This is a genomic window from Cupriavidus campinensis (assembly GCF_905397395.1).
GTDB classification, from domain to species: Bacteria; Pseudomonadota; Gammaproteobacteria; order Burkholderiales; family Burkholderiaceae; genus Cupriavidus; species Cupriavidus campinensis.
Map to the genome: position 1 here is coordinate 1 of NZ_CAJPVH010000062.1, position 18,512 is coordinate 18,512.

Below are 18,512 nucleotides of genomic sequence, written 5' to 3' on the forward strand. Positions count from 1 at the left end.
CGGGTCTCCCCGGCGCACCGGTGCGGCCGGCGCATCGGCGGGCGGCTCCAGCCCCGGTTCCGGCGGATGGCCCGACGGCGGATGGCCCGGCGCCGGCTGGTCCGGCACCTTGCCGGCGGTGCGGCGCTCCAGCGCCCAGAAGAACATCGGGATAAAGAACACGGCGATCACCGTGGCGCCCAGCATGCCGCCAATCACGCCCGTGCCCAGCGACTGCCGGCTCGCCGCCGAGGCCCCGCTCGCGATGGCCAGCGGAATACAGCCCAGGATGAAGGCCAGCGAGGTCATGATGATCGGCCGCAGCCGCAGCTTGGACGCCTTGACCGCCGCGTCGTAGGCGCTCAGCCCCTCCTTGATGCGCATCTCCACCGCGAACTCGAAGATCAGGATGGCGTTCTTGGCCGCCAGCGCGATCAGCACCGTCAGGCCGATCTGGAAGTAGACGTCGTTCTGCATGCCGCGTATCAGGATGGCAACCAGCGCGCCGAACAGCGCGAACGGCACAGCCAGCAGCACGCCGATCGGCAGCGACCATTTTTCGTACTGCGCGGCCAGGATCAGGAACACCATCAGCAGCGCGAAGGCGAACACCAAGGCGGCCGTCGAGCCGGCCTTCTTCTCCTCGTACGCCTGCCCGCTCCACGCGTAGCTGTAGCCCTCGCCCAGCACCTCGGCAGCCACTTCCTCCATGGCCGCGAGGGCCTGCCCGGAGCTGTAGCCCGGCGCGGCGTCGCCGGTGATCTTGGCGGCCGGGAAGTTGTTGAAGCGGGTGACAAGGTCCGCCCCGGCCACATAGCGCGAGGTGGTCACGGCCTTGATCGGCACCATGTCGCCATGGGTGTTGCGCACGTAGACCTTGTCGAGGTCTTCCGGGCGCGAGCGGAACTGCGGCTCGGCCTGCAGGATGACCTGGAACAGCCGGCTGTTCTTCGGGAACTGGCTCACGTAGAGCGAGCCGAACATGGTCTGCAGGGCCGAGTAGACCTGATCCACCGGTACGCCCTGCGTCTCGGAGCGCTCGCGGTCCAGGTCCACCAGCAGCTGGCGCGAGCGCGTGTTGATTGTCGTGCTCACGCTGCGCAGCTCGGGCCGCTGGCGCGCCTTGGCGATGAAGGCCCGCGCGCGCGCCTCCAGCTGCTGGTAGGTGCCGTCGCCGGTGCTTTGCAGCCAGAACTCGAAGCCGCCCGTGGTGCCCAGGCCGGGGATGGACGGCGGATTGACCGGAATCACCAGCCCCTCGCGCCAGGTGGAGAACTCGCGGTTGGCCTTGGTGATCAGGTCCTCGGCACTCTCGCCCTTGCCGCGTTCGTGGAAGCTCTTCAGCGTGATGAACAGCGTGCCGGCGTTGGACTTGTTCTGGGAGTCGATCAGGCTGTAGCCGTCCGGCGTAGCCACCGACTTCACGCCCGGCTGCGCCGCGAACCACTGCTCGGCCCGCTTGGACAGGTCGCCGGTACGGTCCAGGCTCGCCGCGTCCGGCAGCACCACCGCGCCGAACAGGTAGCCCTGGTCCTCCACGGGCAGGAACGACGACGGAATGCGCATGAACAGCAGCACGCTCGCCACGATCAGCGCCAGCACCAGCGCCACGGAGATGAACACGCGCCGGATCACCAGCTGGATGCTGCTGCCGTAGCCTTCCACCATGCGGTCGAAGCTGCGGTTGAACCACTGGAAGAAGCGGTTCTTCTTGTGCGTGCCGGGCTTGAGGAGGATGGCCGCCAGCGCCGGTGACAGCGTCAGCGCCACGATGCCCGACAGGAACACCGACACCGCCAGCGTGATGGCGAACTGCTTGTACAGCTGTCCGGTGATACCGGAGAGGAAGGCCACCGGGATGAACACGGCCAGCAGCACCAGCACGATGGCCACCACCGGCCCGCCCACCTCGTCCATGGCGTGCTTGGCGGCGATCTTGGGCGGCATGTGGAACTCCACCATGTTCCGCTCCACGTTCTCGATCACCACAATGGCGTCATCCACCACAATGCCGATGGCCAGCACCATCCCGAACAGCGTCAGCATGTTCACCGAGAAGCCGAACGCCGACATCGCCATGAAGGTGCCGATGATCGACACCGGCACGGCCAGGATCGGCACCAGCGTGGCGCGGAAACTCTGCAGGAACAGGTAGACCACCAGGATCACCAGGATCACGGCGTCACGCAGCGTGTGCACCACCTCGTTGATCGACTCCCGCACGAACTCGGTGGTGTCCAGCGCCACCTCGTACTCCAGCCCCGGCGGGAACGACTTCTTCATGGTCTCCAGCGTGGTGCGTACCTGCTGGGCCACGTCCAGCGCGTTGGCGCCCGGCTGCTGGTAGACGGCCATCAGCGTGGCGGTCTTGCCCTTGAAGCGGCTGCGCAGCGAGTAGTCCTTCGAGCCCAGCTCGGCCCGGCCGATGTCCTTGAGCCGCACGATGGCCGCGTCGCCGGAGGCGGCGCGCAGGATGATGTTCTCGAACTCGGCCGGCTCGGTCATGCGGCCCTTGGTGGCCACCGGGAAGGTCTGCTTGACCGGCCCGTCAGTCGGCGAGGAGCCGATGCGCCCGGCCGAGAACTGCTCGTTCTGCGCCGCCACCGCGCTCTTCACGTCCTCCACGGTAATGCCGAGCCGCGCCATGCGGTCCGGCCGCAGCCAGATGCGCATGGCGTAGTCCGGCGTGCCGAAGATCGCCGCCTGGTTGGCGCCGGGAATCCGCTTCAGCGCGTCAAGGATGTAGATGTTGGTGTAGTTGTCGACGAAGGTCTGCGGATAACTGTTGTCCGGCGAGTAGACCGCGATGACCATCATGAACGCCGACGACCGCTTCTGGACCGACACCCCCTGCTTGGTCACCGCGTCCGGCAGCGTGGGCAGCGCCAGGTTCACGCGGTTCTGCACGTCCACCTGGGCCAGCGACGGATCGGTACCGATCTCGAAGTACACCGTCAGCGTCATGTTGCCCGTGGACGAGCTGGTGGACGACATATAGAGCATGTTGTCCGCGCCGTTCACCTGCTGCTCGATCGGCGCGGCCACGTTCTGCGCCACCACCTCCGAACTCGCCCCGGGGTAGGTGGTGGTCACCGTGATGCTCGGCGGCGTGATGTCGGGGAACTGCGCCACCGGCAGGTTGAACATCGCCACCAGCCCGCCCACCACAATGATGATGGACAGCACCGATGCAAAGATCGGCCGGTCGATGAAGAAGTGCGACAGCGTCATGGCGCGGCCTTCCCGCCGGGCCCGGGCTGGGCTGCCGGCGCCGAGGCCGAGGCCGGCTTCGCCGCGGCCGGCGTGGGCCGCACCGGCGCGCCGGGCGCGAGCCGTACCGTGCCGTCCACGATCACCACGTCGCCCTCACGCAGGCCGGAGCGCACCACCCAGTTGCCCTCGGTCCACTCGGCCACCTCGATGGCGCGCGACTGCGCCTTGTTGTCCTTGTCCACGGTCCAGACCGATTCGCCGCGCTGGCCCTGGATCACCGCCTCCTGCGGCACCGTGATGGCGCGCGTGCGCTGGGCGCCGATCACCCTCACCCGCACGAACTGGCCCGGGCGCAGCTCGCCCTCGCGGTTGGCTACCTCGGCCCGCACGAGGTAGGTGCCGGTCTCGGCACTGAACGAAGCGTCCGCGAACGCGATGCGGCCCCGGCTCGGGTAGATGCTGCCGTCGGCCATCACCACCTCCACCTCCAGCGCGCCGCGTTCGGGCATGCGCAGCGCGCCCGATGCCTGCTGGGAGCGCGTTTGCAGCACTTCGTTCTCGGAGAGGCTGAAGTTGACCCACATCGGGTCCAGCTTGGCCACGTAGGTCAGCAGGCTGTTGGTCGGATCGATATAGGAGCCCACCTGCTTCTTGGCGAAGCTGGACAGCCCGTTCACGGGCGAGGTGATGGTGGTATAGCCGAGGTTCAGCTTCGCGTTGACGACGTTGGCCTTGGCCTGCTCGACCGCCGCCGCCGCGGCCTGTTCCTGGCCCACGGAGTCGTCCAGGTCCTTCTGGCTCAAGGCGTTCTTGGCGGCCAGCGGCCGCACGCGGTTCAGGTTGGCGCGCGCCGTGGTCAGCCGCGCCTGCTGTTGCGCCAGCTCCGCGTTGGCGGCGGACAGCGCGGCCTGGAATGGCTTCTGGTCCATACGGAACAGCACGTCGCCGGCCTTGACCAGCGAGCCCTCGGTATAGGTGCGCTGCTCCAGGAAGCCGTTCACGCGGGCCCGGATCTCCACCTGCTGCGAACTCTGCGTCTCGCCCACGAACTCGAAGTTCAGCGGCACGTCTCGCAGCGTCACGGTGATCACGCCCACGTCGGTCACCGGTGGCGCCGCGGCCTTGCGCTCCTCCTTGCCGCAGCCCGCGGCCAGCACCAGCGCCGCCAGCAGCGTCACTCCCCCTCGGCTGATCCTGCTGCGCATCGCGGTCTCCCATCCACACATGCCACGCCCACGCCATGCAGTGGGCGCTTCTCGACCTAGCTTGTGCCGCGCCGCAATCATTGGCAATTGGACCAAGGGCCACCCCGCCTCAGGGCCGGCGGGGCGGGATCAGGGCGAGCAGCTGGGACGCGATGAACGGCTTGCGCAGGTAGCCCAGCGCGCCATTGGCCAGCGCGCGGGTGCGGGCCTCGGGGACGTCGTAGGCGGTGATGAAGAGCACGGGCAGGCCGATGGGCATCAGCCGCTGCTGCACTTCCAGGCCGTCAATATCGGACATGCAGACATCGAGGATGACGCAGTCGGGGCGGTAGCCGGGGTCGGCCTGGAGCCGCTCCAGCAGCGTCAGACCGCTGGCGTAGGTGTCCACGACGACGCCGGCGGCGCGCAGCAGCCGCGCAATCGCGCGGGCTACGGCGTCGTCGTCATCGACAATGACGACAAAGCTCTCGGTAGGCCCCATAGATTGACCACAGGTTGACCATCGGCAGGATCGGCAATCGCGCAAGCATCGCTCCTGCTCGTAGCCTACGAGATGCCCCGCCCCCGCGATATTGGGCCATGGTCCCGCCCATGCGGCGCAGCATGCCACGGGGGAGCGCCCCGCCCACGCCTGCCTTCACCCGTATGCGTGGGGAGCGATCAGGTTCAGCTCGGGCTCGGGTCAGGCTCGGGTCAGGCTCGGCTCAGATTCAGGTCAGGTTCAGGCCCCGGCGCCCGCACCGGCGCGGTGCGGTGTCCGCGCGGCGGCCACGGCGGGCAGGCCGAGCTTGTCGGCCATGCGCACCAGTTCGGCCAGCGAGCCGACCTCGAGCTTGCGCATGACGCTGGCGCGATGGGCCTTGATGGTCTTCTCCACCGTGCCCAGTTCGCTGGCCACCTGCTTGTTCAGGCGGCCGGTGACCACCCAGGCCATCACCTCGCGCTCGCGCGGGGTCAGGCGCTCCAGCCGCTCGCGCAGGCCGGCCATTTCCTCATGCTCCAGGTGGCGCGCCACGGCGCAGCGGCAGGCCCGTTCGAGCGACGCCAGCAGCGCGTCTTCCTGTACCGGCTTGAGCAGGAAATCCGTGGCGCCGGCGAGCATGGCCAGGATCGTGGACGGGACATCGGCATGACCCGTGACGAAGATGACCGGCAGCTCGCCGTCGAGCCGGCGCTGGAGCGCGATGCCGTCCATGCCCGGCATCTGGAGATCCAGCATCACGCAGGCCGGGCCCGGGTCCGCCGCGCGGGCGTCGAGGAAGGCCCAGGCATCGCCAAAGCCCACCGCCTGGTAGCCGTGCGCCTTGACCAGCCGCACCAGCGCGCGCACGACGCCCGGGTCATCGTCGACGATATACACCGTGGGAACGTGTTCGCTCATGGCGCTACCCTTTGAAAGACGATTCGGCCATGGCATGCCCGCGCGGCATGCGCACGCCGCGCCGTGTGGGCATGCCCTCCTGGGGCAGTGAAAACTGGAATGTCATGCCACGGTCCGCGTTGTTCCACGCTTCCAGCGTGCCGCCGTGGCGCGCCGCGATGGCGCGGCTGATCGACAGCCCAAGGCCCATGCCCTGCGGCTTCGAGGTGACGAATGGTTCGAAGATGTGCTCGAGGTCGCCGGGGTCCACGCCGGCGCCGCTGTCGCGCACCGCGATCTGCACCATGCCATCCGCCACGCGCGCGATCACCGTGACCTCGCGCGGGGTGCCGCTGCCGGGCACGCCCCGGTCCACGGCATCGCAGGCGTTGAGCAGCACGTTGAGCAGCAGTTGCTGGATCTGCACCGCATCGCCATTGACACGCGGCAGGGGTGACGCCACCTGCCGGGTCAGCACGATGCCGCGCCCGAGCGCGTTGCCGCGCACCAGTGCCACGGCCTCGTCGATGGCGGTGCCGATGTCCAGCGGCCCCAGCACGCGGGACTCGCCCTTGATCAGCGCGCGAATCTGCCGCACCGTGGCACTGGCGCGGCACGCTTCGTCGTTCACGTCCTTGAGAATCTCGCGCACCTCGTCCAGGTCGATGACGTCGGACGCCAGGTACTGGCGCGCCGCCTGCGCATTGCTGACGATGGCGGTCAGCGGCTGGTCGAGTTCATGGGCCAGCGAGCCGGCCAGCTCGCCCATGCTGGAGAGCCGGGACGAGCGCATCAGCGAGGCATAGTCGGCATCGGGGCTGTTCTCGCCGCGCCGCCGCAGCCGGCCGGGGCGCTGCGCCGGCGGGTGCGCACGCGGCGCGGTGCGCCTGTGCGGCAGCACGCGCCACAGCGCGTCCGCCACCAGGCAGCCAGCGGCCACGCTGGCCAGCGCCAGCAGCCAGGTCGGACCATGCGGCAACCGGGGGGATCGGCTCATGCGGTCTCTCCGCGTGGCTCGGCTAGATGTCGAGCTTGCCGATCTTGGTTCCTTCCAGCGAGAGATTCGCCATCAGGCCGGCGTTCGTCATCACGAAGGCGATGATCGGTGCGCGTGCCGTGTTGGTGTCGATCTGCCCGTTGGCGCCGATCTTCGCCAGCGCGACCGAGCCGTCCACCCCGGCCGTCCAGCCCTTGCTTTGCTGGAAGCCCTGCAAGGCTTCCGGCGTCATGAACATCATCACCAGCATCTTGGATTGCGCGCCGGCAATCAGCCCGAACGCCGCGGTGGAGGTGCGGTAGTAGCCCGCCGGCTGGCCGGCAACGCGCAGCACCCCCTCGCCGTACTCGCCGCCGACACCGAGCCCGGCGGCGATGATCTTGGGAAAGACGAGAATCCCGCTGGCCTTGCTGGCCAGTGACTGCGCGCCGTTGACCGAGCCATAGAGCCGATTCAGCGCGCCATCGGCGCCGGTGTCGATTTCCTTGCGCTTGCTGGCGTTATCCGACGCGGAACCGGATGTGGTGGTGCAGGCGGCGTTGAGACCGGCCAGCGCGGCCACGCCGAGCAGGCCAGTGAACGAGCGACGATTCATGGCAATTACCCCCTGGAGCCTGTGCGTCCATGTTTTGCTGATTGCGCGGTGTGCGCGTACTGCGCCCGGATATACGTTGCGCTGCACCCCGGTAACGGCCAGGAATCGTCAAGAAAGACGACAAAGCGAATTCGCCAGATTCGTGATCTATGTATGGTTCGGCTTTCACATTAGTGGGCAGCTTACGCAATTGCAAACCTTACCTGCACTTGGGCGGCGCCGGTGGGGGGCGGCGCCGGGGTGCTCAAGGTGACGCCTTCACCCATCCCGGGCCCGGATCGAAGCGGGTCATGGCCTGCGCGCGCGCCGCGCTGTTGGGGCCGAGGTCGGCTTCGTACACCTGCCCCTCGTGGTTGACCATGAAGCTCTTGATGCCGGTGTCGCCATATCGCACGGGCCACGCCACGATGGCAAAGCCGCCGAACAGCCGGCCGTTGACCACGTAGTCGTACGCACCGCCGGGCGCCGCCGGTCCTTGCGCCGTCAACAATTTATAGCGATAGCCGTGGTACCCGTCCTGCGTGGTGTTGCCCTTGCCGGCGGCCAGGAAGGCCGGCCCCAGCGGGCTCGGCGGCTCGCCGCCGCGCGCGGGCCAGTACAGGCCGTCGCGCTTGCCCGGCGAGCTGGAGAGCTTGCCGGCATAGACCAGCACGCCGTCGCCGTCATGATCGACGCTCGCGTAGTCGCGCTGGGCGTCGCAGATGGCCAGCATGGTCTGCATCACGGCCAGCTCATTGCGCCCGATGCGGCGCACGCGTATCTCCTGCACGCCGGCCGGCACGTTGAAGTACCAGCCCTGGGCCGACTTCACCAGTGGCACCGGCAAGGTCCAGCCATCGTCGCCCACCGCCACGTGGGCGCGGTCGGCGCCCCCGGGAAGTATCTTGTGCGACACACTCCAGGCGCTCAGGAACCGGTAGCGCGCGTCCGCGCCAACGGGCGGGATCAGGCGCCGGTAGTCGGCACCTAGCAGGGTGCCCAGCGCGGCGTCGTCGCTGGTGGCCACGGCGTCGCCAAACGCCAGCATGGCGGCTTCGGGCGATGGGAAATGCCGCTGGCTGGCGGCCCACGCCGGGCCCGCCCATGGCCATGTCAAGGCCATCGCGATGGCTGTCATGGCCGCCATCCGGCGGGCCCTTCCGGCAAGCCGCCCCTGGCGGCGCGTTGATCGCGCGGTCATCGTCTCCCCTTTTTCAGCGCCTGCCGCCGCCACCACGGCCACCCCCACCGCCGCCACGGCCGCCGCCGCCGCTGAAGCCGCCGCCTCCCCCGCCGCCACGGCTGCCCGCGTAATTGCCACCGCCACCGCCACGGCTGCTCGCCTGCCCGCCGCCAAAGCTCGATTGCTGCGCGCTGGCGCGGCCACGGTCCATATCGCGCTGTGCGCTTTGCCCGCCGCCCACGCCCTGGAAGGCGTTGTCCCGGCCTGCCCCGCTGCCCGAGCCCATGTCGCCCCGGCTGCGGTCCGTGCTGAGGCTGCGGTCGCTGGCCTGGCGATTGCCGGCCTGCGCGCGGTCACCGGCACCGCCCTGGCGGTCGCCCCGATTCGCTGACCGATCAGACGCTGTTGCCCGATCGCCGCCGACGCCATCGCGTCCACCCTCGCGTCCACCCTCGCGTCCACCCTCGCGGCCACCCTCGCGCCCACCCTCGCGTCCGCCCTCCCTGCCGCGATAGTCGTTGCGGCGGTCCGCCCCGCCCGAATTCTTGCCGTACTTCTCGCGCGAGGCGTTGTCCCGGTACGCCACGCCCTGCCGGTGGCTGGCGTCGTGCTGCCACTTGCCGCCGCCCTGCACCTTGGTGCGGTCGAAGTTGCGGTCGATATTGGTGGCGCGGTTGACGTCGATATTCACATCGCCGCCGCCCCAGTTGCAGCCGCCGAAGATCGCGCCCGCCGCCGCCAGCCCCACGCCCCAGGCAAAGCCGGTGGCCAGCGCCGCGCCCGGGTAATAGGCCGGATAAGGCGGCCAGTAATACGGCGGATAGCTCGGATAGCCCCACGAGCCGTAGACCACGGTGGGGTTGTAAGCCGGCACATAAATGACCTGCGGATTGGCCGGCTCGACGCGGATGATGGTCTCGGAAATCGGCGGCGGCTGGCCCTGCACCGGCGCCGGCGCCGGCTCCACCATCACCTTCTGCTGTTCGTTGGTCTTGAGGTTGCCGGAGTCCCGGGCGCGGGCGCGCAGGCGCTGCACCGCCGCCAGCACGTCGCGCTCCTGGGCCAGGAACGCGTCGCCCAGCTTCTGCGTCCAGTCCAGCTTGTCGCTCATCGGCTCCAGCACCTGCGGGAAGGCCACCAGCGACTTCACGCTGACATCCCACGTCTGGTTCTCCACGGCCTTGACCGCGGCGTCGCCCTTTACGTTGGGATTGGCCTTGACCCAGCGCGCGGCATGCACGATCTCCAGCGGATACGTGGACGCCATCAGCACCTGGGAGAGCACGGAATCGGGATAGAGCGCGATGGGCGCGACGAGGGACTCGAGTTCCTCGGGCTTGAAGGTGGGCGCGGCGGGCGCGCCGGATGCGGGCGGCGCGGCGGGTGCAGGGGTCTGCGCCGCCGTGACGCCGGGTGCGGCGAACATGGCAAGCCACGCAACGGCGACCAGCACGCGCACGCAGGACATCAGTCGCTCGAGCCAACGAGCCATGGCTGCCTCCTCTCTCCGGGAAGCGGTTTGCAATCTCCGCGATGCCGGACTATGTTCTTAGCACCACTTTGCGTAGCCGTGACGCTTGCTTTTCCCGGGGCAAGCATTCCCATTTTCGGTTTCGCCGGCGCCATTTTGTATTGGCCTTTGGACTTGGCCGGCGCCGGCGGCCTGTCCTTTCCCGGGAGACCTGCATGACCGCTGCCGCGCGCGCGCTGGCCCGGGTAGCAATGGTCGCGATGGCGGCAGCCGCCCTGCTGTCCGCCTGCGCCAGCCTGCCCCCGGCAGACGGCGAACCGAGCCACGCGATGACAGACACCGCTCAGACCACGCTCGGCCGCCTTGCCGCGCAGCGTCGCCCTGACCCGCCAGACCAGAGCGCCTTCCACCTGCTGGCGGACAACGTCGACGCGCTGATCGCCCGGGTGCTGCTGACGGAAAAGGCCGAGCGCTCGCTCGACCTCCAGTACTACATCTGGCACGACGACGCCACCGGCCGATCCCTGGCCCACGCCGTGCTGCGCGCGGCAGACCGGGGCGTGCGTGTGCGGGTGCTGCTGGACGACATCGGCGTGGGCGCCGACGACAACCTGCTGCTGGCCGTGGACGCCCATCCAGCCATCGAGGTGCGCATCTTCAACCCGGTGGCCAGCCGCGCCTTCCGGCGTGCCGGCGCGCTGCTGGAGTTCTCGCGCGTGAACCGGCGCATGCACAACAAGGCGCTGATTGCCGATAACCAGGCCGCCATCGTCGGCGGGCGCAATATCGGCGACGAGTACTTCGGCGCCTCGCCCAACGTCAGCTTTGGCGATCTGGACGTGCTGACGCACGGCCCCATCGTGCGCGAGGTCTCCGGCGCGTTCGACGCCTACTGGAACAGCGCGGCGGCCTATCCGGTGGGCACGCTGACCGGCCGCAGCGCCGACCCGGAGGCCGTGGCCACCTTGCGCGCGCGGCTGGACGCGCTGGCGGCGGCGCAACAGGACCACCCCTACGCCGTGCACGCGCGCGAGCGGCTCCGGCAGGTACTCGCCGAGCCGCCCGCCGCCGCCACGTGGGGCCGCGCCGCGCTGCTCTATGACGATCCCGGCAAGATCACGCGCGCCGCCGACGACACGGCGGGGCATCTGGTGCCCCAGCTACGCGCGCTGAACATGCAGCCGCAGCAGACGCTGCTGATCGTCTCGCCCTACTTCGTACCGGGCGAGGCCGGCGTGGCGTGGTTGCGGGCGCTGCGCGAGCGCGGCGTGGCCGTGACGGTGCTGACCAACTCGCTCGCGGCTACCGATGTGGCCGCCGTGCACGCCGGCTACAAGCGCTACCGCGAGACCCTGCTGCGCATGGGCGTGACGCTGTACGAGGTCAAGCCGATGCGCGACCCGGACACGCTGCCGGGAACCTCGGGAACGTCGGCCAAATCGGCCAAATCGGCCAGCACCAGGCTGTCGGCGTTCGGCAGCTCGCGCGCGTCGCTGCACGCCAAGACCTTCGTCGCCGACGACAGTACGGTCTTTATCGGCTCGATGAACCTGGACCCGCGCTCGGTGCAGCTCAACACGGAGCTGGGCGTGGTCTGCGTGAGCCCCGCGCTGGCCGCGCAGGTGGCCGGCGCGATCCTGCCGAACCTGGGGCGTATCGCGTGGCGGCTCGCGGAGGAAAACGACCCGGAACGGGGCCGCCAACTGATCTGGATCGACGAAGCGAACCCGGACGCCGCCCCGCTGACCACCGAGCCCGAGTCCTCGGTGCTGCGGCGCGTTGGCGTGTGGTTCATGGGGCTGTTTCCGATCGAATCGCAGTTGTGAAGCGGGCGCTGCGTCCGTCCTGCAGGGCAGATTCGTGTTTTCCCGATCTGTCCCGAAATGAAAAAGGATTGTCCCCCACGGTCAAATCGGCGGCGCCCGTTCCGCCAATACTCCGACCCGGTTGCACATAACTCGAACCGAGACACGGAGACAACATGAAGGCCAGGAATATTGCCGCAGCGGCGCTGATGACCGCTGCGGGAACGGGTGCAGTACAAGCACAATCGACGGTCACGCTGTATGGGGTGGCCGACGTGAACGTCGAATACGCGAATCACGTGGGCGCGGTGCCGGTCGCCACGAACCAGTTCAACCGCGGGCAGGGTCACGACGTGGTGCGCATGAACTCGGGCGGCCTTGCCGGCTCCCGCTGGGGTATTCGCGGCACCGAGGACCTGGGCGGCGGCGCGAAGGCCATGTTCGTGCTGGAATCGGGCTTCAGCCTCGACTCGGGCACGTTGCAGCAGTCGGGCCGGATGTTCGGGCGCCAGGCATTTGTCGGCCTGCAGCGCGCGGGGCTCGGGCAGCTGACCTTCGGGCGCCAGTACACATCGATGTTCGAAGCACTGGCCAACTTCTCGCCCACCGCCTACGCCACCCAGTACGAGCCGGTGGTGCTGCAGTCCGGCGCCAATTTCCGCGAGGACAACACCATCAAGTACACGGGCCAGTTCGGCCCGGTCACGGCGCTGGCGCACTGGTCGTTCGGCACCGGCCTGGCGCTGCCGGCCACGGTGGGCGTGGCCACGCCGATCGGCGGCAACGGCGAGGTGCCGGGCTCGTTCCGGCGTGACACCGCCTACGGCGCGGCCGTGGCCTACGCGGCGGGCCCGTTCGGCCTGACCGTCGGCTACGACCAGTGGAACCCCACCATCGGCACCAGCAGCGGCACGCTGCGCAAGGCGGCCATCGGCGGCAGCTACGGCTTTGGCAATGCCAAGATCATGGCTGGCTACCGCTGGGGCCAGAACAAGAACGCGGGCGGCACGGTGATCCAGCGCGACGACCTGTACTGGATCGGCGCGCTCTACCAGCTCACGCCGGCCGTCGGCCTGACGCTCGAATATCACTATGACGATCTCAAGAGCCTGGCCGGCGCGACACAGCTCGCCAATCCGTGGCAGATCGGCTTCGTGGCCAACTACGCGTTCTCCAAGCGCACGGACGTGTACCTGACCACGGCCTACGCCAAGAACGCCGGCCTGATGCTCGAGTCGCTGGCCACGGTCTACGCCAACAGCCTCTCGCTCGGCAACAGCTACGCGCTGGGCAATGGCGAACGGTCGATGATCGGCGCCGCCGTGGGCATCCGCCACCGCTTCTGAGCCCCGTGCTCAAACCGCCGCCGGCCCCTCGGTTACCCCCTCAGCCGGCGGCGGTCGTTTTTGCCCCCGCCTTGCCCATGCGCCACGCCGTGACGCTACAGCCGAAGCGGCCGGTGAACCAGCGCGAGAATGCACTGAGCGATGAAAACCCAAGCAGCGTGGCCACTTCCGAGAGTGGCCGCGTGGCGTTTTCGATATACCGCAGCACGAGGTCCGCGCGCGCCGTATCGAGCACATCGGAATAGGTCGTCTTTTCCTGCGCCAGCCGCCGGTGCACGGTGCGCCGGTCCACGCTGAGATGCTGGGCCACGCGGTCCACCGAGCACAGGCCGGTGGGCAGCAGCGCGTAGACCAGCTTGCGCACCTGGTCCTGCATCGTCGCGGACGACTGCGCCAGCAGCGTGCCGAGGTATTGCTTCACCTGCCGCGCCATCACCGGGTCGTAGGACGGCAGCGGCGCCTGCAAATCCGCCGCCTGGCAGACGATGCCATCGAAATCCTGCCCGTAGTCCGCCGCCATGCCGAACAGTTGCAGCGACGTGGCCGTGCTGGCCGGCGCCGCGTGCGTGAAGCTGATGCTGCGCGGCCGCCACCCGGTGCCGAGGAACAGCCGCAGCATGCGGAACATCACCCCCACCGCCAGGTCGGTGGCCTGGCGCATCGTGCCGGGCCGCTCGCTCAGGATCTGGAGCCGGATCACCACCAGCGGCCCCGCCTCTTCCACCCACATCCCCAGCGCCTCGTTCTGCAGCCCCATGTAGCGGACCATCGACGCCAGCGCCTCGCGCAGCGTGGGCGCCTCACGCACCACGAAGGCCAGCGGGCCGAGGTTCGAGAACTCGCGCAGCGCCGCCATGCGCAGGCCGAAGTCGTCCACGCCAGCCGCCTCTGCCGAGGCATCGAGCAGCCCGCCCACCAGTTCGGCCCGGATGCGCAGGTCGGGGTCGAGCAGCGCGGCGCGGGCGATGCGCGCCGCACGCAACTGCTGGTAGGGGTCGAGCCCGACGGCCCGCGCCACATCCACGTAATGGGTCAGGCTGGCGCCGCGCAACGTATAGGACATAGGCACATAGAAGGATGGATGCGTGCTTTCCCGGGGTGTCCCCACAGGTTAATTCAATGTCCCGTCATGTCAAACCGCGTATACCCGCTGGCCGATACTTCGGACACCGGCGCCCCGCGCGCCGTCCGCACAATCCCACCGCACCGAGCGAGGAGACAACATGCAGTTTCTTGACGATTCCCTTCACCCCGAGAACATGGACAAAGTGGTCATCACCGTGGCGCCGTACGGCCCCGAGTGGATGCCCGAGGACTTCCCGGAAGACATCCCCGTCACCATGGACGCCCAGATCCAGAAGGCGGTGGACTGCTACGAGGCCGGCGCCACCGTGCTGCACCTGCACGTGCGCGAACTCGACGGCAAGGGCTCCAAGCGCCTGTCCAAGTTCAACGAGCTGATTGCCGGCGTGCGCAAGGCCGTGCCGGACATGATCATCCAGGTGGGTGGGTCGATCTCGTTCGCGCCGGAAGACGAAGGCGAGGCCGCCAAATGGCTTTCGGACGACACGCGCCACATGCTGGCCGAACTCACGCCGAAGCCCGACCAGGTGACCGTGGCCATCAACACCACGCAGATGAACATCATGGAGCTGCTGTACCCCGAGTACGTGGCGGGCACCTCGCTCGAGAACCCGGCGTACCAGGCGGCCTACAGCGAGATGACGGTACCGGCCGGCCCGGCCTGGGTGGCCGAGCACCTGCGCCGCCTGCAACGCGCCGGCGTTCAGCCGCACTTCCAGCTCACTGGCATGCACGCGCTGGAGACGCTCGAGCGCCTGGTGCGCGCCGGGGTCTACATGGGTCCGCTGAACCTGACGTGGATCGGCATCGGCGGCGGCTTCGACGGCCCCAACCCGTTCAACTTCTTCAACTTCATCCACCGCGCGCCCGATGGCTGCACGCTGACGGCCGAGTCGTTGCTCAAGAACGTGCTGCCGTTCAACATGATGGCCATGGCGATGGGCCTGCACCCGCGCTGCGGCATCGAGGACACCATCATCGACCAGCACGGCCGGCGCATGAGCTCGGTACAGCAGATCCAGCAGTGCGTGCGCGTGGCCAATGAACTGGGCCGCGAGATCGCCACCGGCAAGGAAGCCCGCGAGATCTACCGCATCGGCACCTGGTACGACAGCGCCGACGAGACGCTGCGCGCGCACGGCATGGCCCCGAACCGCCGGGCCGGCGAGCGCAACCTGCCGCGCCGCCCTGCCTGATATGCGCTGGCGCACGACATGGACGCACTGACCGATCCCTGCATCAATATCTGCCGCATGGACCTGTCCGGCCAGTTTTGCCAGGGGTGTCGCCGCACACCCCTGGAGATCGGCCGCTGGCCCCGCATGACGCTGCTGGAGCGCACCGCCACGCTGGCGGCCATCGCCCAGCGCCGCAATCCCGGCAGCAATCCCGGCAGCGATGCCGGCACCCCCTGCACCCCCTGCAGCCCGTGCAATGCGGGAACAGGGCACGCCGCCTGAGCGTGCCTGCCCTACTATTCCAATACATCGAACGGAGACCCGCATGGCCCAACGCCTTGCCCACCTGATACCGCGGCGCACCGCCGTGGCTGTCCTGCTCGCGCTGGCCATGCCAGCCGCGTTTGCCTGGACCAACAAGCCGGTACGCATGCTCGTGCCGGCCCCTGCCGGCGGCACCATGGACGTGGTCGCCCGCCTGCTGGCGGAACAGCTTTCCGCCGATCTCGGCCAACCGGTCGTGGTGGACAACAAGCCCGGCGCGGGTGGCGGCATCGCCATCCACACGCTGATCGCCGCACCGGCCGATGGCCAGACCATCATGGTCACGGCCAGCAATGTGCTGACCGAGGTACCGCACGTGCTGAAGAGCGCCTTCGATCCACTCAAGGACATCCGCCCCGTGGCCGCCATTGCGCGTTCGCGGCTGCTGATGGTTGGCGCGCCGCAGCTGCCGGCCAAGGACTTCAAGAGCCTGGTCAGCTACGCCAAGGCGCATCCGGGCAAGCTCGGCTTTGCCTCGTACAGCGCCGGCACGGCCTCTCACTACGCGGGGATGATCGTCAACCAGAAGGCCGGCATCGACCTCCAGCACGTGCCGTTCGCGGGCTCGGGCCCGGCGCTGACGCAGGTCATGGGCGGCCAGATCGCCGTGATGTACGACGGCATGGTCACCTCGCTGCCGCTGATCAAGGCCGGCAAGCTCCAGCCCTACGCATTGGCCGCCAAGACGCGCTCGCCGCTGCTGCCGGAGGTGCCGACGTCCACGGAACTCGGCTATCCGGACGTCGATTTCAGCAACTGGATCGGCGTGGTGGCCTCGGGCCAGATGCCGGAAGACCTGGCGCGCAAGATCCAGGCCGCCGTGGACAAGGCCGCGCAGACGCCCAAGGTCCGCGCCCGCATGGAAGCGCTCGGCTACGAGCCCATTGCCGAACTGCCGCTGCCGCAGCTGGCCCAGTCCGTACGCGCCGAGTTCGACCGCAACGCGGGCATCGTCAAGACGTTCAATATCCAGCCCTGATCCGGTCCGGCCCAGTCCGGCCCAGTCCGGCCCAGTCCGGTCCAGTCCGACCCAGTCCGGTCCGGCAACGAGAAAGGCCAGCCTCGCGGCTGGCCTTTTCCATTCTCCTTCCCCGGGCGGGGCTCAGCCGAGCAAGGACTCGCGCAGATGCTTCTTGTTGATCTTGCCGACGCTGGTCTTGGGGATCTCCGCCACGAAGACGATGCGATCCGCCTCCGGCACGGCGAACTTGCTGAGACGGTTGCCGGCCACATGGTCCAGCAGGCGCTGGCGGATACCGGCTGCATCCACCGCGTGGCCGGGCTGGCTGACCACGAAGGCCATCGGCCGCTCGCCCCAGCGCGCGTCCTGCACGCCGATCACCGCGCACTCGCGCACGCCGGGCACCTGCGCCACCAGGCCCTCCACCTCAAGCGAAGACACCCACTCGCCGCCGGTCTTGATCACGTCCTTGATGCGGTCGACGATGCGGACGCTGCCATCCGCGCCCATCACGGCGATGTCCTGCGTATGCAGGTAGCCGCCGGCCCACAATGCCTCGGAGGCCTCCGGCTTGCCGTGGTACGCCTCGGTCAGGTACGGCGCACGCAGCACGATCTCGCCCTGGTGGCGGCCGTCGTGCGGCACGTCGCGCATCTGCTCGTCCACGATGCGGAAGTCCACCATCGCCACCGGGCGGCCGGTGGCGCAGCGCATGGCGATCTCGGCCTCGCGGCTGGCCGGCCGGGCGCCGGGCGCCAGCTGGGCCAGCGCAACGATCGGCCCGGTCTCGGACATGCCGTAGCCCGAGAACACGTCGATGCCGGCATCGAGCGCCGCCGCGCACAGCGCCGGCTGCAGGGCCGAGCCGCCGATGATGACGCGCCAGTCGGACAGGTCCTGCCCGGTCTCGCCGGCGGTCTGGAGCAGCATCTGGAGGATGGTCGGCACGCAGTGCGAGAACGTCACGCCCTCGGACGCGCGCAGCGCCAGCAGCTGCGCCGGCACGTAGCGGCCCGGCAGCACGGTCTTCAGCCCGAGCAGGATGGCCACGTACGGGATGCCCCACGCCAGCACGTGGAACATCGGCGTGATCGGCATGTACACGTCCTCGCGGTGCAGGCGCTGGCCCGTGCGCGGCGAGCACAGCGTGGTGGCCGTGGTCAGCGCGTGCAGCACGATATGGCGATGGCTGTACGACACGCCCTTGGGGTCGCCCGTGGTGCCGGTGGTGTAGAACATCGCCGCGCGGGTGTTCTCGTCGAAGTCCGCGAACGGGTAGTCCGGCGAGGCCGCCGCGAGCAGCGCCTCGTACTCGCCGGCGAGCGGCAGCGTGGTGGCCGGCGCCGGCTCGCCATCGGCCATCAGCACGAAGCGCTTGACGCCAGGCAGCTGGTCGCGGATTTCCTCCAGCAGCGGCAGGAAGTCCCGGTGTACGAGCACGATCTCGGCCTGAGAGTCATTGAGCGTGTACAGGATCTGCGCCGGCGAGAGCCGCACGTTCACGGTGAACAGCGTGGCGCCCATCATCGGCACACCGAAATAGCATTCGAGGTAGCGATGGCTGTCCCAGTCCATCACGGCCACGGTGCTGCCGTGCCGGGCGCCCAGCGCGCCCAGCGCCGAGGCCAGCTGGCCGATGCGGCCGCGGAACGCGCGGTAGGTGTAGCGCGTGGTGCCCTGCGTGGTGCCCTGGTAGGTGATCTCCTGCTCCGGGCTCAGGCTCAGCGCGTTGACCAGCAACTGGCTGACCAGCAGCGGATAGGCGTAGGCCGAGGGCGTGGAGACGATGCGGGCATCGGTCTTGGAATCTGTCATGTCAAAAATCTCGCGGTC

Annotated in this window: 15 protein-coding genes; 5 read left to right on the forward strand and 10 right to left on the reverse strand. The window is 68.9% G+C overall.

Annotation, left to right across the window (positions count from 1 at the left end):
- From KHO18_RS23950 to KHO18_RS23985, 8 genes are all read right to left on the reverse strand, one after another.
- Positions 1-3,210, reverse strand: a 3,210-nt coding sequence (locus KHO18_RS23950) for an efflux RND transporter permease subunit (protein WP_211944009.1), incomplete at its 3' end; no start/stop codon positions are given.
- A complete protein-coding gene (locus KHO18_RS23955; protein WP_144197877.1) occupies positions 3,207-4,397 on the reverse strand; it encodes an efflux RND transporter periplasmic adaptor subunit in 1,191 nt (396 codons plus the stop codon). The genes KHO18_RS23955 and KHO18_RS23950, both read right to left, overlap by 4 nt.
- A gap of 109 nt (positions 4,398-4,506) precedes the next feature.
- Entirely contained in the window at positions 4,507-4,878 is a 372-nt protein-coding gene (locus KHO18_RS23960; protein WP_144197876.1) for a response regulator transcription factor, read from the reverse strand.
- 240 nt (positions 4,879-5,118) lie between these two features.
- A complete protein-coding gene (locus KHO18_RS23965) occupies positions 5,119-5,778 on the reverse strand; it encodes a response regulator transcription factor (RefSeq protein WP_144197875.1) in 660 nt (219 codons plus the stop codon).
- 4 nt (positions 5,779-5,782) lie between these two features.
- Entirely contained in the window at positions 5,783-6,754 is a 972-nt protein-coding gene (locus KHO18_RS23970; RefSeq protein WP_211944010.1) for a sensor histidine kinase, read from the reverse strand.
- Between the two features lie 22 nt (positions 6,755-6,776).
- Positions 6,777-7,349: a BPSL1445 family SYLF domain-containing lipoprotein gene (locus tag KHO18_RS23975; RefSeq protein ID WP_144197873.1), complete on the reverse strand. Its 573-nt coding sequence runs from the start codon at positions 7,347-7,349 to the stop codon at positions 6,777-6,779.
- Between the two features lie 244 nt (positions 7,350-7,593).
- Positions 7,594-8,475: a DUF2950 domain-containing protein gene (locus KHO18_RS23980; protein ID WP_244845044.1), complete on the reverse strand. Its 882-nt coding sequence runs from the start codon at positions 8,473-8,475 to the stop codon at positions 7,594-7,596.
- A 67-nt stretch (positions 8,476-8,542) separates the two neighbouring features.
- Positions 8,543-10,003: a DUF3300 domain-containing protein gene (locus tag KHO18_RS23985; protein ID WP_211944012.1), complete on the reverse strand. Its 1,461-nt coding sequence runs from the start codon at positions 10,001-10,003 to the stop codon at positions 8,543-8,545.
- A gap of 194 nt (positions 10,004-10,197) precedes the next feature.
- On the opposite strand from KHO18_RS23985, the gene KHO18_RS23990 reads away from it, so the two are divergent.
- Both KHO18_RS23990 and KHO18_RS23995 read left to right on the forward strand, forming a co-directional pair.
- Complete coding sequence (locus KHO18_RS23990; RefSeq protein ID WP_244845046.1) at positions 10,198-11,808, forward strand: phospholipase D family protein; 1,611 nt, start codon at positions 10,198-10,200, stop codon at positions 11,806-11,808.
- 155 nt (positions 11,809-11,963) lie between these two features.
- Positions 11,964-13,133: a porin gene (locus KHO18_RS23995; protein ID WP_144197870.1), complete on the forward strand. Its 1,170-nt coding sequence runs from the start codon at positions 11,964-11,966 to the stop codon at positions 13,131-13,133.
- 40 nt (positions 13,134-13,173) lie between these two features.
- Here KHO18_RS23995 and KHO18_RS24000 read toward each other — a convergent pair whose 3' ends face one another.
- Entirely contained in the window at positions 13,174-14,196 is a 1,023-nt protein-coding gene (locus KHO18_RS24000) for an AraC family transcriptional regulator (protein ID WP_144197869.1), read from the reverse strand.
- Between the two features lie 160 nt (positions 14,197-14,356).
- Between KHO18_RS24000 and KHO18_RS24005 the strand changes: the two genes are divergently transcribed.
- The 3 genes from KHO18_RS24005 to KHO18_RS24015 are packed head-to-tail and all read left to right on the forward strand — an operon-like array spanning position 14,357 to position 16,697.
- On the forward strand, positions 14,357-15,412 hold the full coding sequence (locus tag KHO18_RS24005) for a beta-keto acid cleavage family enzyme (RefSeq protein ID WP_211944013.1): 1,056 nt from the start codon (positions 14,357-14,359) through the stop codon (positions 15,410-15,412).
- 18 nt (positions 15,413-15,430) lie between these two features.
- On the forward strand, positions 15,431-15,676 hold the full coding sequence (locus KHO18_RS24010; protein ID WP_144197867.1) for a DUF1289 domain-containing protein: 246 nt from the start codon (positions 15,431-15,433) through the stop codon (positions 15,674-15,676).
- Positions 15,677-15,719: 43 nt separating this feature from the next.
- On the forward strand, positions 15,720-16,697 hold the full coding sequence (locus KHO18_RS24015) for a Bug family tripartite tricarboxylate transporter substrate binding protein (RefSeq protein ID WP_211944014.1): 978 nt from the start codon (positions 15,720-15,722) through the stop codon (positions 16,695-16,697).
- A 123-nt stretch (positions 16,698-16,820) separates the two neighbouring features.
- On the opposite strand, the gene KHO18_RS24020 is transcribed toward KHO18_RS24015, so the two are convergent.
- Positions 16,821-18,494, reverse strand: coding sequence for a fatty acid--CoA ligase (locus tag KHO18_RS24020; RefSeq protein ID WP_144197865.1), 1,674 nt, complete (start codon positions 18,492-18,494; stop codon positions 16,821-16,823).
- Between the last annotated feature and the right edge of the window lie 18 nt (positions 18,495-18,512).

Excerpts from the sequence above, each read along its gene's own strand:
- KHO18_RS23955 (WP_144197877.1), bottom strand. The coding sequence starts at position 4,397 with ATGCGCAGCAGGATCAGCCGAGGGGGAGTGACGCTGCTGGCGGCGCTG.
- KHO18_RS23960 (WP_144197876.1), bottom strand. The coding sequence starts at position 4,878 with ATGGGGCCTACCGAGAGCTTTGTCGTCATTGTCGATGACGACGACGCC.
- KHO18_RS23965 (WP_144197875.1), bottom strand. The coding sequence starts at position 5,778 with ATGAGCGAACACGTTCCCACGGTGTATATCGTCGACGATGACCCGGGC.
- KHO18_RS23970 (WP_211944010.1), bottom strand. The coding sequence starts at position 6,754 with ATGAGCCGATCCCCCCGGTTGCCGCATGGTCCGACCTGGCTGCTGGCG.
- KHO18_RS23975 (WP_144197873.1), bottom strand. The coding sequence starts at position 7,349 with ATGAATCGTCGCTCGTTCACTGGCCTGCTCGGCGTGGCCGCGCTGGCC.
- KHO18_RS23980 (WP_244845044.1), bottom strand. The coding sequence starts at position 8,475 with ATGGCGGCCATGACAGCCATCGCGATGGCCTTGACATGGCCATGGGCG.
- KHO18_RS23985 (WP_211944012.1), bottom strand. The coding sequence starts at position 10,003 with ATGGCTCGTTGGCTCGAGCGACTGATGTCCTGCGTGCGCGTGCTGGTC.
- KHO18_RS23990 (WP_244845046.1), top strand. The coding sequence starts at position 10,198 with ATGACCGCTGCCGCGCGCGCGCTGGCCCGGGTAGCAATGGTCGCGATG.
- KHO18_RS23995 (WP_144197870.1), top strand. The coding sequence starts at position 11,964 with ATGAAGGCCAGGAATATTGCCGCAGCGGCGCTGATGACCGCTGCGGGA.
- KHO18_RS24000 (WP_144197869.1), bottom strand. The coding sequence starts at position 14,196 with ATGTCCTATACGTTGCGCGGCGCCAGCCTGACCCATTACGTGGATGTG.
- KHO18_RS24005 (WP_211944013.1), top strand. The coding sequence starts at position 14,357 with ATGCAGTTTCTTGACGATTCCCTTCACCCCGAGAACATGGACAAAGTG.
- KHO18_RS24010 (WP_144197867.1), top strand. The coding sequence starts at position 15,431 with ATGGACGCACTGACCGATCCCTGCATCAATATCTGCCGCATGGACCTG.
- KHO18_RS24015 (WP_211944014.1), top strand. The coding sequence starts at position 15,720 with ATGGCCCAACGCCTTGCCCACCTGATACCGCGGCGCACCGCCGTGGCT.
- KHO18_RS24020 (WP_144197865.1), bottom strand. The coding sequence starts at position 18,494 with ATGACAGATTCCAAGACCGATGCCCGCATCGTCTCCACGCCCTCGGCC.